Below are 14,361 nucleotides of genomic sequence, written 5' to 3'. Positions count from 1 at the left end.
GCTTCCGTTCCCATCATGCTGAACCTGACCGAGAACCGGCCCGGCAATCATCACTACATCCGCCAGATCGACGACGGTCTTGTCGTGGTCAATGATCGTGCCTTCTCCGCCAGCTTCCTGGTCGGGGCGCGGCTGCTCGAAGACCACTGGCCGGTGCGATCCCTGGCCGACCTCGACGAGGCCACGGTCGAACCGCTGGTGGCGCTGCAGCCAGAGCTGGTGTTGATCGGAATCGGCTCTCGTCCGCAGTTTCCGGATGCCCGCGTTCAAAACCTGTTCTTCCGCCACGGGATCGGCCTGGAGTGCATGACGCTGGTTGCCGCAGCGCGCACTTTCAACGTCTTGATGAGCGAGGATCGCCGCGCGCTGGCCGGCATGATTCTTCCCGACTGAACTTCTCAACCGCCTGTTTTCTGGAGACCCAAACATGCCCCAATGCCGTAGAACCCGATCTTCCCTGCACCTGTTTGGCCTGCTGGCCGGCCTGTGTCTGCTGGCACCCGCCATCGCCGACCAGGCCCCCGTGCGCGTGCAGCAGGGCAACCTGGTGATGGAGAACATCCCCGACATTCCGCCAGAGGTCCGCGAACGCCTGCGCCAGTACCAGAACGTGCGCTCGGCGTCGCTGTCGGATTTCGGCCCTGACGGCGGTATCTACATCACCACCCGCTTCGGCGAGACCAGCCAGATTCACCATGTAGCCCGGCCCATGGGCGCCCGGCGCCAGGTCACCTTCTACGACGAGCGCACCGGTGGAGCCAGCGTGCGGCCGGATGGCTCGGGCCAGTTCATGTTTTCCCGGGATGTCGGCGGTGACGAGTTCTACCAGGGCTTCCTGTTCGACCCCAAAACCGGCACTTCGATCCGTTTCACCGAAAGCGAGACCCGCAACCAGGGCTTTACCTGGTCACCCGACGGTGACCAGGTCGCGTGGGCATCGGCGACCTGGGAGCAGCCTGACTACACCATCTGGGTGGCCGACCCGTCGAAGCCGGACACGCGCCGCAGGCTGGTCCAGGCCGAAGGCGCGACCGCACCGCGCGAGTGGTCCCCGGATGGCCGCCAGCTGCTGCTCGGACGCTACATCTCGATCAACGAGTCGCGCCTGTTCCTGCTCGATCTGGAAAGCGGTGAGATGACCCGAATCCAGCCGGATCGCCAGGTCGCCTACGGCGCGGCGCGGTTTTCTGCCGACGGCTCCGAGCTTTTCGTGGTCAGCGATGCCGACGCCGAATTCCGCCGCATCCTGGCGATCGACCTGTCCTCCGGCGAAGAGCGGGTGGTGGTCGAGCACCCCTGGGACGTTCAGGCCATGGACATTTCGCCCGACGGCAAGCTGATGGCCTACACCATCAACGCCGGCGGCGTTTCCGAGCTGCACCTGCTCGATCTGGTCTCCGGTCAGCGCCGGAGCGGTCCGCAACTACCGGCCGGCCGGATCGGCAGCGTGCGCTTCAGCCCGGACGGTCAGCGCCTTGGCTTCAGCCACAGTTATGCCGGCTCCCCGGGCGATGCCTGGACCTTCGAACCGGCCTCCGGCGAACTGCTGCGCTGGACCGAATCCGAAGTCGGTGGACTGGACACGTCGCGCTTTCGCGCGCCCGAGCTGATCCAGTACACGAGCTTCGACGGTCTGGAAATCCCGGCCTTTGTCCACCGACCCGATGGCGACGGACCGCATCCGGTCATCGTCTCCATTCACGGCGGCCCGGAAAGCCAGGCCCGGCCGGGCTTCAGCTCGACCTACATGTACTGGGTGCATGAAATGGGGGCAGCGGTCGTGGTCCCCAATGTGCGTGGTTCGGCCGGCTACGGCAACGAGTACGTCAACCTCGACAACGTCCTGCTGCGCGAAAACTCGGTGTTCGATATCGGCGCCCTGCTCGACTGGATCGACCAGCAGCCCGACCTGGACGAGGACAGGGTCGTCGTCTACGGCGGCTCCTACGGCGGCTACATGGTGCTGGCCAGCCTGATGCATTACTCCGACCGCCTGGCAGGCGGTGTCAACATCGTCGGGATCTCGAACTTCGTGACCTTTCTCGAGAACACCGCCGGCTACCGGCGAGATTTGCGCCGCGTCGAATACGGCGACGAACGCGACCCGGAGGTCCGGGAACACCTCGAATCGATCTCGCCGTCGAACAACGCCGAGCGCATCACCGCCCCGCTGTTCATCATTCAGGGCGCCAATGATCCGCGCGTGCCCGCTTCGGAGGCCGAACAAATTCTCGAGGCCGTGCGCGGTGCTGGCGGCAACCCCTGGTACCTGCTGGCACTGGACGAAGGCCACGGCTTCGCCCGCCAGTCCAACCGCGAATTCCGCCGCGAAGCCGAAACGCTGTTCCTGACCGAGGTGCTGGGACTGGATCCGTAAAGCCGTCTGCCGTTGAAAAAGCGCGGCCGCCCCGATAGCCAGGCGGCGGCCGCGGTCACGGTCAGCCGCCCTGCTCGTCGATCCGCCGCCGCTGCCGTTCTGCGGCCTCGTCGAGGGCCTGCTCCACGCCCTCGGCCCGCTCCAGCGCCTCTCGCTGCGGAGCCAGGAGATCAGCCGGTTCGGAATCGCTACCGCCGCAGGCGGGCAGCAAGACCACAACGACCAGCACGAGGGCTATCCGTTTCACAAGCTCAGTCTAGCGCCTGCGGCATGCCGCGTCAGCCGGTTGTTAGACTGGAGCTTCTCCGCCCACCCCGGCAAACAACCGCAAAGAGCACGTCTGCATGGCAACCCATGAAGTCAACAACCAGCCCCTGCCCCTGGAAAACTACAACGCCTATGCCGGCGATCCGGCGCTTCAGGAGGCCGTCGCCCTGGAAGGCGGCAGCGAATGGGCGGCGCAGCTTCTGAACTACGGCGAGATTGCCGGACATGAGATTCTCAGCCTCGGCGATCTGGCCAACCGGCACAAACCCGTGCTCAGAACCCACGATCGCTACGGCCATCGCATCGATCAGGTCGACTTCCACCCCAGCTATCACCGACTGATGGAACTGGGCATCGGTCACGGCCTGGCGTCGCTGACCTGGACCGGTCAGCCAGGCGCGCGCATCGCCCGCTCAGCCCTGATGTACCTGCACAACCAATTCGAAGCCGGCACCATGTGCCCGATCACCATGACCCATGCGGTGGTTCCTTCGCTGCGTCTCCAACCCGAGATCGCCGAAGTCTGGGAGCCCCGCGTTCTCACCCAGGCCTACGATCCCCGGTTTTGCCAGGCCGGTGAAAAACGCGGCGCCACCTTCGGCATGGCCATGACCGAAAAACAGGGCGGATCGGACGTGCGCGCCAATACCACCCGCGCCAGGCCGCTGGGCGCGGCCGGGCCGGGACAGGCCTACGAACTCGTCGGCCACAAGTGGTTTTGCTCAGCGCCCATGTCCGACGCGTTTCTGAGCCTCGCCCAGACCAGCGACGGCCTGAGCTGCTTTCTGGTGCCGCGCTGGCGTCCCGACGGCAGCGTCAACCCGATCCATATCCAGCGCCTCAAAGACAAGCTTGGTAATCTCTCCAACGCCTCGTCGGAAATCGAATACCCGGGCACCTGGGCGCAGATGCTCGGCGAACCCGGCCGCGGCGTGGCCACCATCATCCGCATGGTCGGCGAGACCCGGCTGGACTGCGTGATCGGGTCGGCTTCGCTGATGCGCCAGGCCGTGGCCCAGGCCGTCCACCACTGCAGCCAGCGCGAGGCTTTCGGGCAGCGCCTGGCCAGCCAGCCGCTAATGATGAACGTCCTGGCCGATCTGGCGCTGGAGTCCGAGGCCGCCATGCGGCTGGCCCTGCACCTGGCCCGGCGTTTCGAGCTCGCCGCCCGGGGCGACCCGGAGTCCGAGTTGCTGGCGCGCATCGCCACGCCGGTTGCCAAGTACTGGGTCTGCAAACGCGCCGTCGGAGTGATCAACGAAGCCCAGGAATGCATGGGCGGGGCCGGCTACGTCGAAGAATTCATCCTGCCGCGCCTGTATCGCGAAGCCCCGGTCAACGCCATCTGGGAGGGTTCAGGCAACGTCCAGTGCCTGGACGTCTTGCGCGCTCTGGAGCGCGAACCGCGCTGTCTGGACGCCTTGATGAGCCTGCTCGAACCGCACGCAACCGCCAGCGACGCCCTGGCAAGGTGCCGGCAACGAATCCTGGACCGGCTTCGCCCCGGCAAGCCGCAGCAAGCGCAAGCCCGAATCGTGGTCGAGGACATTGCGCTGGCGCTGCAGGGCAGCATTCTGATGCAAGGCGGCAACAACCTGGTTGCTTCCGCGTTTGTCGCCAGCCGGCTGGAGCAACAACCCGGGCTGCTGTTCGGCCAGTTACCCGAGGGCGTGGACAGCGTCAGCCTGATTGCGCGCGCCCATCCGCTGAATGGGCCAAGCTGACCTGCAGCGCCACTTGATCGAGCCTGTTCACCAGCCGTGCACTCAGGACGGGTGAAAAGCCATGAAACAACCCGTCAGTAAAAAAATCCTGCCCTGGCGTAGAATGGAATCATGAACATACGGGCGATGCAGTACCTGGTTACCCTGGCTGACGTGCGCCATTTCAGCAAGGCGGCCGAGCGCTGTTTCGTCAGTCAGCCGACGCTGAGCACGCAGATCCGCAAGCTCGAGGAAGAGCTGGGTGTGCAGCTGGTCGAGCGGTCTCCCCGGCAGGTGATGCTGACCCGGGTCGGCGAAGAAGTGGTCGCGCGCTGCCGCGGCATTCTGGCGGAAGTGGAGGCCATGCGCGCCACCGCCCGCCGCGCGCTGGACCCGGAGAGCGGCCTGCTGAGAATCGGCATTTTCCCGACCCTGGCGCCGTACCTGCTGCCGCACGTGGTCCCGACCATCCGCCGCCGCTTCCCCCGTTTGACGCTGCGGCTGTTCGAGGAAAAAACCGAAGAAATTCTCGACATGCTGGCCCAGGGGCGCTTGGATGCCGGACTGCTGGCGCTGCCGGTGGGCAGCGACCAGCTGATGGCGCGCACGCTGTTCGAAGAGCCCTTCGTGGTGGCCATGCCCGACGGTCACCCGCTCAGCCGCAACCGGGAACTCACCATGGCCGACCTGGAAGACCAGGAGCTGCTGCTGCTTGAAGACGGGCACTGCCTGCGTGAGCACGCCCTCGAAGTCTGCCAGATGACCGGGGCGCACGAGAAACTCGATTTTCACGCCACCAGCATGGAAACCCTGCGGCAGATGGTGGCGGCCAATACCGGGATCACCCTGATGCCCGTGCTGTCGGTCAAACCGCCGGTTGCCCCGACCGAGAACCTGGTCACGCGGCCGTTCGACAGCAAGGGCCCCAAACGCAGCATCGCCATGGTCTGGCGAAAGAGTTCCGCGCTGGCTGATTTCCTCGAGCAGATCGCCAAAATATTCGCCAGCATCGAACCTGCCCTGCTCCGACCCTAGTGGGCCACTAGTGGGCCATGCGGCTAATTGGGTAACACTCAGAGCCACTGTGCTGGCGCGAATCAAGGCGCGTTCCGCAGGGAATGGCCAGCCCTTGCCAAGGAACGCAACGCCGAGTCGCGCCAGCACAGTGGCTCCCGCAGGGCCGCCGCACAAGCGCCGTGGGCTGCGTTCCACTCGCTTGAATTGGCGAAGGCCAGTCCTGCGCTCGCGCGCCTTGCCCACAACGCTTGTGCGACGGCTGAGTGTTACCCAATTAGCCGCATGGCCCACTAGTCGGCCGCCGGATCGGCCAGCAGGTCTTCCAGGCGGCGGGTCATGGTCTCGAACTTGGCGGTCGGCAGGGCAAACTGCCAGGGCGAGAGCCGGGCATCGACCGCCGCGGCGTCGGCCAACAGGCGATCCCGTTCCTGATTGCCAGTCTCCTCGCCGACCGGGACCGCTTCAGGCTCGGCCGAAACCGTGAAATGAGCCCACGCAACGTCCTCGTCGACGAACAGGTCGACAACAAAGTTCAGCCCATCGCGGGTGACGTAGAGCGCGCGAATGGCATCATCGGGCACCGCCTCATGACGGCGGACATCTTCCAGCGTGATATTGGCAAGGCCGTTGGCGACGGGCCGGATTTCCCACGCCGGACGGGCTTCACGACCCTCGGGCACGTCCAGCAGCACCCATTGATCACCTTCTTCGCTGCCTGGGCGCAGGCGCACCCGGTCGCCGTCTGGATGGACGATGGTGACCTCTGCCAGTTCGGTGCCCGGGATGTCCATGACGCTGCGCTCCAGCCAGCCGATTGCGGTCGGCGGCAACGCCAGGGGCTGGTCAGTCAGCCAACTCTGCCCCTGCCCGACCAGCCGCGCGTAGCGACCGCCGGTGGTCTCGTCACGATCACCCAGGATGACCGCGGGCAGATCTCTGCCCGGGAAGGAAACCCGCAGACCTCGGGCCGCTTCCGATTCCACGCCACTCAGTCCCAGGCGTGGGTACCACTCTTCCAGCGTCGTCCGCGGCTCGGCCCGGCTCGCCTCGGCCAGCTCGCGCAGCAGGTCATGAACGCGTCGGAAATCGGCGTCGTAACCGTCTCGATTCTCCACTCGCCAGCGCTCCTGGTCGCGGCGCAAACGGGCCACCACAGTCTCGCCGGCGGCCACGATATCGATCGCGTCGATCTCGTTGACGACCGGCCGCAACTCGGGCACAAGGCGCCCGGCGCGCTCCGCTTGCGGGTCATTGCGCTCGCCAGTCAACAGCAAAGCGGCGACGATCGCCATCAGGGTAGTGACGCCCAGCAAAACGATGCTGCGAGGGCTCATGCCGCATCCCCCGTGCGCGAGCGGCGAAAGGCTTTTCGTCGTCGCCAGGCCAGGACCAGGGCGAAGATCGTCACCAGCAGCGGCATCATGGCGATATTAATGACCTTGATACGCGTCCCCAGGGCCTCGATGTCGCGGTCCAGATCGCGTCGCACCTGGCGCAGCTGCTGCCGGATTTCCAGGCGGCGAGCCATGAAACGGTCGATTTCGGCTTCCTGCTCGGCGGTCAACACGTTCAGATCGGCATCGCCCCGGGCCTGCTGGAGCTCATTGATCCGACGCTCTGCCTCGGCCAGCTCGGACTCCAGGCGCTGCTCGGTGGCGCGCAGACTCTGCTCGGCCGAACGTCGAAGTTCCTCGACCATGGTAAAGGGCCGGCGCGAGGTGGCCCGGCTGCGGATACTGATCAGATCGGCATTGCCCAGCAGGTTGTCGATGGCGTTGATGACGAAATCGGCATTGTTGGCAAAAGGCTCGAGCAGGCTCGTCCCGAAAAAGCGCTGGCGCTGGACCCAGTAGCGGTCGGCGAGGAAATCGGCGTCAGCAACCAGGATGGCGTCGATTCGTCCGCTCGCCGGAACCGGCTCGGACGCATCGGTAATGCGCCCGGCTTCCAGCGGCCCGGACAATCTTCCCGCCAGGGTGTAGCGCTCTCCGGTCGGCCCGAACTCATCGGCCAGGGCCTCCGGATCATCGAGCATGCGCAGCCGCTCGGTCGGCAGCGGTCCGGCGTTGCGGCTGCTGCTGAGCAGCGGCTCAAGGCTTAAGGGGCTTTCCTCGGTCAGCTCGAACCAGCCAACCGAGGCCATGTTGATCACCTCAAGATCGCCGGTCACGACATCGTCCGGATTCATGTTGTCGGCCGTCACGCCGAGGATCGCGGGGTGGCGCACCGGCGGCTGGCCCTGCTGCAGATTAACCTGCAGCGCCTGTCCCAGGTCAGCGATGAACTCCTCAGTGGAAAACTCCACGCCCCAGGAGGCCAGCAACGGTTCCAGGGTGGAATGACGATCAGCGGTCAGCGCGCCGGCGGGGTCGGTCGGATCGGGTCCGGGATCGGTTTCGGCAAACGGATCGAGAAAAGCCAGCAGGCGGCCGCCGTCAAGCGTAAATGCCTCGATCTCGGCCAGCATGGCGTCGCTGAGCTCGCGCGGATGGACCAGGACCAGGACGTCGATGTCCTCCGGCAGCGCCTCGGCGGAAGCCTCGATTCGTTCGAGCTCGAACAGCTCGGCAATCTCCTCGTAAACCGCCCAGGCCTCCTGCTCGCGGCCGGTCCGGACATCCATGCCACCGGTCATGGGCAGGGAGCTCAGCCAACCGACCCGGGGGCGCTGCGGCTGACTGAGGATATAGATCATGCGCGCCAGTTCGTATTCCAGGAACGCCTCCCGCGCCGGCGAAATGAAAGGCAGCACCTCGCGCCCGTCGACCCGGTTGGTGCCAACGATCCCCAGGTAGAGCGATTCTTCCTGCCCGGCACCGACCGGTATGCCTTCCAGCCCCAGCAGTGCCGCGCGGTCCTCAGCCTCGCTGAACGGCTCAGGATCGATCCGTCGCACCTCCAGACCGCCATCGGCGTGCTGGGCCATTTCGTCGAGCAGCTCCTGGACCCGGCGCGCGAAGTTGCGCACCATCGGCAGCTCGCTGCTGGCCTCTTCGCTGAAGAAAAACTCCAGCTTGATCGGCTCGTTAATGGCCTCGAGCAGGTTGACTGTCCCGGGGCTGAGCGTGTAGAGCCGGTTTTCGGTTAGATCGAGCCGGGCGCCGGTCAGGAATGCCCCGGACAGCATGGTCACGGCCAGAAACAGCACGCCGAGCAGGATCAGCGCCGTCGTCGAATACCCGTATTTCATGTTCATCGCAGCTTTGATCACTCCGCCTTCTTTCGTTCCAGCACGATCCGGTTCGCGGCCAGCCAGAAGCCGATCACCAGGACGAAGTAGAGCACGTCGCGCAAATCCAGCACCCCGCGCGAGATGGAGGTGAAATGGACCAGGAAGCTCAGGTTGCCAATGCCGTCGATCACGGCCTGCGGAAGCCAGCCTCGAAACAGGTCGAGCACCATCGGCAGACCCGACAGCAGAAACACGAAGCAGGCGACGACCGAAAGGATGAAGGCAACCACCTGGTTGCGGGTGGCGGCCGACAGACAGGCGCTGATCGCCAGGAAACCGCCGGCCATCAGCCAGCTGCCCACATAGGCCGCCACGATCACGCCGTTGTCCGGGTGGCCCAGCACGTTGACCGTGATCCAGATCGGGAAAGTCAGCAGCAGCGCCAGACCGATGAACAGCCAGGCCGCCAGGAACTTGCCCAGTACGGCTTCGGTCGCCGTGATCGGCAGGGTCAGCAGCAGCTCCACGGTGCCGTACTTGCGCTCCTCGGCCCACAGACGCATGCCGATGGCCGGCACCAGGAACAGGTACAGCCACGGATGGAATCGGAAAAACGGCTCCAGGTCGGCGATTTCCCGTTCGTAGAACCCGCCGAGGTAGAAGGTGAACACCGCCGCCATGACCAGATAAATCACGATGAATACGTAGGCCACAGGCGTGGCGAAGTAGCTCGCCAGTTCACGCCTGAGGACAACGCCGAGGTTGTTCATCATGCCGCCTCCTCGCTTCCAGTCACCGTGCGAAAGACCTCGTCCAGGCGGCCCGACTCGAGCTGGATTTGCGAAACCTTCCAGCCGGCGGCCCGGACTTCACGGGTCACGGCCTCGAACAGGTCACCCTCGCCGCTGGGAAAAACGGTCAGCTGACCGCGCCGGATCTCGACTTCGCGCGACTCCTGCAGCGCGCCCAGGGACGAAGCAGCCGCCTGGAGGTCATCTAGAACCAGCGTGACGGCGTTGTGGTAGCGCGATCGAGCCAGCAGGCCGGTCGGCGTATCGTCAGCCAGCAGGCGGCCCCGGGCAATGATCATGGCCCGAGTGCACAAGGCGTCGACTTCCTCCAGGATGTGGGTGGAGATGATCATGATGCGTTCGCTGGCCATGTCGCGGATCAGTTGGCGCACTTCGTGCTTCTGGTTCGGATCCAGCCCGTCGGTCGGCTCATCGAGGATCAGCGCCGGCGGATCGTGGAGTATGGCCTGGGCAATCCCGACCCGGCGCTTGAAGCCCTTGGACAAGGTCTCGATGCTCTGACCCAGCACTTCGCCCAGGCTCAGGCGCTCGACGGCCGAGCCCACCCGCCGGATCAGTTCGTCGCCGCGAAAGCCGCGCGCCTCGCCGACGAAACGCAGAAAGCGCTCGACGCTGAGTTCACCGTACAGGGGAGCGCCTTCGGGCAGGTAGCCCAGCAGCCGGCGGGCGGCCAGACTGTCGCTGCGAATATCATGTCCGAAGATCTCGGCCGTGCCGCTGCTGGGCTCTAGAAAGCCGGTCAGCATCTTCATGGTGGTGGACTTGCCGGCCCCGTTGGGCCCGAGAAAACCCAGGATGGTCCCGGGTTCGACCTCGAACGATAGTCTGTCGACAGCGACGAGCGGGCCGTAATGACGACTCAGTGACTTGGCTTTGATCATCTCCGGGTCTCTGGCAGCGTGGTGTTTGTTCTCCGCCGCCTTGGACTGGGGGCTGAAAAGAGAGGATTCAAGCCTCGGCACGGACGCGATCAGGCTTTCAAGTCGCGACCAAAGGCGTTAGCTTATAGGGTTGCCCTGAACAGGATAGCGCATGAAACCGGTCATACTGGATCATTTGCCCGACGGACTGCTCGAGCAGCCGGCCACCGAGCTGCATCGGCACCTGGACGGCCCGACCCTGATCCATCTGCCCGGTCGACGGCCGCAGCCGCTGTTCGTCTCGGTGCTGCAGCACGGCAACGAGGTGTCCGGCTGGGAAGCGGTTCGGCGCCTGCTCAAAAGCCGCTACCGGCGCGATCCCCTGCCCCGCAGCCTGATCCTGCTGATCGGCAACGTCCGGGCCGCCGGCCGCGGCCGCCGCCACCTCGCCGACCAGCCCGATTTCAACCGCTGCTGGCCCGGCTCGGACACCGTCCCGACCATCTGGCACGACGTGTTCGGCGAGATCACCGATCACGTTCGTCTGCGCAAACCCATTGCCAGTATCGACATCCACAACAACACCGGGCTCAACCCCCATTATTCCGCGGTCAACCGCATCGAGCCCCTGCGCTTGCAGCTCGCGACCCTGTTCTCGCGGACCGTCATCTATTTCACCGAGCCACGGGGCGTGCAGTCCATGGCCTTCGGCGAGTTCTGTCCGTCCGTGACTTTGGAATGCGGCCTGTCCGGCGACAGCGACGGCACCGATCACGCGCTGGCGTATCTGGACACCGTGCTCAACTTGCCCGAGATTCCGACCGCAATGCCGTCTCCCGAAGACCTGGAGCTGTTTAGCATGTTTGCGACCGTGCGAGTGGCCGAGGACGCCGAGTTCAGTTTCCAGCCCGGGGCAGAGCTGCAGTTTTCGCCTGACCTCGACCGGATGAATTTTCGCGAACTGCCGCCCGGTACCCGGTTTGCAATCCACGCCGACGGCCAACGGCAACCGCTGCTGGCCTGTGGTCACGATGGCCGCGATGTGTCGGAAGAATGCTTCATGCTCAGCGGGCGGGAAATCCTGACCCGCAAGCCGCTGATGCCGGCCATGCTGACCACCGACGAGTTCATCGTCCGCAACGACTGCCTTTGTTATCTCATGGGTCGGGTCACCGTCGAGCCCCGCGAGGCGCCGGCCGTCGATCAGGGCGAGGAATCCAGCCTGCCGGAAACCCTGCCCTGAATCGAGCCATAATGAAACCCAAGCCCGCTCATGACAGGTCGTGTCCGTGAATGTCTTTTCTTTCCTCGTAACGCTGACCGCGCTTTACATGATTTACACCCTCGGCATCAAGTGGCTGGAGGCCAGGCGCCGGCGACCCGAGGAGGCCGAACGCATCGAGACCGATCTAAAAGACCTGCGCGAGCGCGTGGAAACACTGGAGCGGATCGTCACCGATCAGCGAGAAACACTCAGACAGAAATTCGATGAACTCTGAAAACCATCGTTTTGCGGCCCTGCTGCCGCTTTTCTTCAAGGGCCTGGCAACGATCATCCCGATCGCGCTGACCCTGATCATCGTGTTCTGGCTGGCCGGGCTGGCCGAAGGCGGGGTGGGCCGCCTGATTCAGATCGTGCTGCCGGAAAGCTGGTACATCCAGGGCATGGGCCTGGTGGGCGGCATCCTGCTGGTCCTGCTCATCGGACTGCTCAGCGAGGTCTACCTGTTTCGCAAGCTGATCGACTTCGGCGAGGGCATCCTCGATCGCATGCCGGTGGTCAAGTCGGTGTTTCGCGCCACCAAGGACTTCGTCGACTATTTTTCCGGCGACGACAAGGACAAGTTCAACCAGGTCGTGCGCGTACGCCACCCGTCCGGCTACTCCCTGCTTGGCTTCATCACCCGCGAAGACTTTTCCGGCCTGCCCTTCGGCGACGACGGTGAGGTCGCCGTCTACCTGCCGCTGAGCTACCAGATCGCCGGCTACACCCTGTTTGTGCCGCGCGAGTGGTGCGAGCCGGTCGACATGCCGTTCGAGGACGCGATCAGGCTGATCCTGACCGCGGCCATGAGCCGAAGAAAATGAGCGCCTCGCTCAGCGCTGGTCGATCGGCGGTACCGGGCGCGGGTCCGGGCCGGTGTAGTCGGCGCCGGGCCGGATGATGCGGTTGTTTTCACGCTGCTCCATCACATGAGCGCACCAGCCGGTGACGCGTGACATCACGAAGATCGGCGTGAACAGACCAGTGGGAATGCCCATGAAGTGATAGGCCGAGGCGTGGTAGAAATCAGCGTTGGCGAACAGCTTCTTTTCTTCCCACATGGTCTTTTCGACCACCTCGGAGACCGGGAACAGGACCGTATCACCGACGTCTTCGGCCAGCTTGCGCGACCACTCGCGAATGATGGCGTTGCGCGGGTCCTTCTCGCGATAGACGGCGTGACCGAAGCCCATGATCTTTTCCTTGGCCTCGAGCATGCGCAGCACGTCGGCGCGCGCTTCTTCGGGCGAACGGTATTTTTCGATCATGGCCATGGCCATTTCATTCGCCCCGCCGTGCAGCGGACCCCGGAGCGAACCGATCGCACCCGTCACGCACGAGTGCAGGTCCGAAAGCGTTGAGGCACAGACCCGCGCGGTGAAGGTCGAGGCGTTGAATTCGTGCTCGGCATACAGGATCAGCGAGACGTCCATGACGCGGGCGTGGAGTGCGTTGGGCTTTTCGCCGCGCAGCAGGTGCAGGAAATGCCCGCCAATGCCGTCATCGTCGGTCTCGACCTCGATGCGCACGCCATCGTGGCTGTAGCGGTACCAGTAGGTAATCATCGACGGGAAGGCGGCCAGCAGGCGATCGGCCACGTCCTGCTGTCGCGAGAAGTCGGCTTCGGTCTCCAGATTGCCCAGGAACGAACACCCTGTGCGCAGCACATCCATCGGGTGGGCCGATGCCGGAATCCGCTCCAGCACCTCCTTGAGCGCCGCGGGGAGGCCACGCAGGGCGCGCAGCCGCGCGCTGTAGGCGGCCAGTTCATCAGCGTCGGGCAGGTGGCCTTTCAGGATCAGGTGAGCGACTTCGTTGAAGCTGGCGTTTTCAGCCAGGTCATCAACCGCATAACCGCGATAGCGCAGGCTGTTGCCGGCCGCACCCACCGTGCAAATGGCCGTCTGTCCGGCCGACTGCCCTCTCAGGCCGGCCCCGGTGTTTTTTTTACTCATGCTGCGACTCCTTGCTGAACAGTTCATCGAGCTTTTGCTCGTAGTCGTGGTAACCCAGGATCTCGTAGAGTTCGGTGCGCGTTTGCATGGCCTCGACCACGCCGCGCTGGTGGCCGTCGCGGGCGATCGCCCCGTAGACCGCCAGGGTCGCCTTGCTCATGGCCCGGAAAGCGGATAGCGGGTACAGCACCATGGCGACGTTGACGCCGGCGAGTTCATCGACGTCGAACAGCGGCGTTTGACCGAACTCTGTGATATTGGCAAGCACCGGCACTGGCACCTGGCGGGTGAAGGTGGCAAATTCCTCCAGGGTGTGCAGCGCTTCGGCAAAAATCATGTCGGCGCCGGCCTCGACGTAGCGATTGGCGCGCTCGACCGCGGCCGTCATGCCCTCGGAAGCGTGGCCGTCGGTGCGGGCCATGAACACGAAGCTCGCGTCCGTGCGTGCATCGACGCCGGCGCGCACCCGGTCGACCATTTCCTCGATGCTCACCAGGGCCTTGTTGGGCCGATGGCCGCAGCGCTTGGCCTGGACCTGATCTTCCAGGTGGATGGCAGCGACGCCGGCGCGCTCCATTTCGCGCACGGTGCGGGCAATGTTGAACGCACTGCCCCAGCCGGTATCGACGTCGACCAGCAGCGGCAGGTCGCATACCGCCGTGATCCGGCGGGCATCCTCGGCCACGTCGGCCAGCTGGCTGATGCCCAGATCGGGCAGCCCCAGGGACGCGTTGGCGACACCGGCACCGGAGAGGTAGATGGCTTTGTGGCCGGCCTTTTGGGCCAGCAATGCGCTGTACGCATTGACCGTGCCGACAATCTGCACCGGGGCCTGTTCGGCCACCAGCGCGCGGAACCTCGAACCCGCCGCAGGCTGCGTCATCCCTGTTCTCTCCCGAAAACCCGTCCAATCCTGGATTCTAGCACGCAGTCC

General features: G+C 64.8%; 14 protein-coding genes. 7 read left to right on the top strand and 7 right to left on the bottom strand.

Going from position 1 to position 14,361, the window contains the following annotated elements:
* Positions 1-15 precede the first annotated feature (15 nt).
* Together G3I74_RS02165 and G3I74_RS02160 are read left to right on the top strand one after the other, a co-directional pair.
* A complete protein-coding gene (locus tag G3I74_RS02165) occupies positions 16-393 on the top strand; it encodes an Mth938-like domain-containing protein (RefSeq protein ID WP_164209853.1) in 378 nt (125 codons plus the stop codon).
* A gap of 34 nt (positions 394-427) precedes the next feature.
* Positions 428-2,377: a S9 family peptidase gene (locus G3I74_RS02160; RefSeq protein WP_164209851.1), complete on the top strand. Its 1,950-nt coding sequence runs from the start codon at positions 428-430 to the stop codon at positions 2,375-2,377.
* 61 nt (positions 2,378-2,438) lie between these two features.
* On the opposite strand, the gene G3I74_RS02155 is transcribed toward G3I74_RS02160, so the two are convergent.
* Entirely contained in the window at positions 2,439-2,624 is a 186-nt protein-coding gene (locus G3I74_RS02155; protein ID WP_164209849.1) for a hypothetical protein, read from the bottom strand.
* 97 nt (positions 2,625-2,721) lie between these two features.
* On the opposite strand from G3I74_RS02155, the gene G3I74_RS02150 reads away from it, so the two are divergent.
* Both G3I74_RS02150 and G3I74_RS02145 read left to right on the top strand, forming a co-directional pair.
* On the top strand, positions 2,722-4,368 hold the full coding sequence (locus G3I74_RS02150) for an acyl-CoA dehydrogenase family protein (protein ID WP_164209847.1): 1,647 nt from the start codon (positions 2,722-2,724) through the stop codon (positions 4,366-4,368).
* A 111-nt stretch (positions 4,369-4,479) separates the two neighbouring features.
* Positions 4,480-5,382, top strand: a complete 903-nt coding sequence (locus G3I74_RS02145; protein WP_164209845.1) for a LysR substrate-binding domain-containing protein — start codon at positions 4,480-4,482, stop codon at positions 5,380-5,382.
* Positions 5,383-5,654: 272 nt separating this feature from the next.
* On the opposite strand, the gene G3I74_RS02140 is transcribed toward G3I74_RS02145, so the two are convergent.
* Genes G3I74_RS02140 through G3I74_RS02125 form a run of 4 tightly spaced genes read right to left on the bottom strand, consistent with a single transcriptional unit; the run spans position 5,655 to position 10,229 of the window.
* Positions 5,655-6,698 (bottom strand): DUF4340 domain-containing protein, encoded by a 1,044-nt coding sequence (locus tag G3I74_RS02140; protein ID WP_164209843.1) that lies wholly within the window; start codon positions 6,696-6,698, stop codon positions 5,655-5,657.
* Positions 6,695-8,575, bottom strand: a complete 1,881-nt coding sequence (locus G3I74_RS02135) for a Gldg family protein (protein ID WP_164209841.1) — start codon at positions 8,573-8,575, stop codon at positions 6,695-6,697. The genes G3I74_RS02140 and G3I74_RS02135 overlap by 4 nt, the downstream gene beginning before the upstream one ends.
* Positions 8,572-9,306, bottom strand: coding sequence for an ABC transporter permease subunit (locus G3I74_RS02130; protein ID WP_164209839.1), 735 nt, complete (start codon positions 9,304-9,306; stop codon positions 8,572-8,574). The genes G3I74_RS02135 and G3I74_RS02130 overlap by 4 nt, the downstream gene beginning before the upstream one ends.
* Entirely contained in the window at positions 9,306-10,229 is a 924-nt protein-coding gene (locus G3I74_RS02125) for an ABC transporter ATP-binding protein (protein WP_164209837.1), read from the bottom strand. Before G3I74_RS02125 ends, G3I74_RS02130 begins: the two co-directional genes overlap by 1 nt.
* A 151-nt stretch (positions 10,230-10,380) precedes the next feature.
* Between G3I74_RS02125 and G3I74_RS02120 the strand changes: the two genes are divergently transcribed.
* From G3I74_RS02120 to G3I74_RS02110, 3 genes are read left to right on the top strand one after another with little or no spacing between them, the layout of a single operon-like run.
* A complete protein-coding gene (locus tag G3I74_RS02120) occupies positions 10,381-11,451 on the top strand; it encodes a M14 family metallopeptidase (protein ID WP_164209835.1) in 1,071 nt (356 codons plus the stop codon).
* 40 nt (positions 11,452-11,491) lie between these two features.
* Positions 11,492-11,707, top strand: a complete 216-nt coding sequence (locus G3I74_RS02115; RefSeq protein WP_164209833.1) for a hypothetical protein — start codon at positions 11,492-11,494, stop codon at positions 11,705-11,707.
* Complete coding sequence (locus G3I74_RS02110) at positions 11,697-12,296, top strand: DUF502 domain-containing protein (protein ID WP_164209831.1); 600 nt, start codon at positions 11,697-11,699, stop codon at positions 12,294-12,296. Before G3I74_RS02115 ends, G3I74_RS02110 begins: the two co-directional genes overlap by 11 nt.
* Positions 12,297-12,305: 9 nt before the next feature.
* Here the strand turns inward: G3I74_RS02110 and prpC are convergent, their stop codons facing one another.
* Complete coding sequence (gene prpC, locus G3I74_RS02105) at positions 12,306-13,427, bottom strand: bifunctional 2-methylcitrate synthase/citrate synthase (protein ID WP_164209829.1); 1,122 nt, start codon at positions 13,425-13,427, stop codon at positions 12,306-12,308.
* A complete protein-coding gene (gene prpB / locus G3I74_RS02100) occupies positions 13,420-14,310 on the bottom strand; it encodes a methylisocitrate lyase (protein ID WP_164209827.1) in 891 nt (296 codons plus the stop codon). Before prpB ends, prpC begins: the two co-directional genes overlap by 8 nt.
* Between the last annotated feature and the right edge of the window lie 51 nt (positions 14,311-14,361).

It is taken from the genome of Wenzhouxiangella limi (assembly GCF_010499265.1).
GTDB classification, from domain to species: domain Bacteria; phylum Pseudomonadota; class Gammaproteobacteria; order Xanthomonadales; family Wenzhouxiangellaceae; genus Wenzhouxiangella; species Wenzhouxiangella limi.
This window is presented reverse-complemented; position numbering and strand designations above follow the sequence as displayed.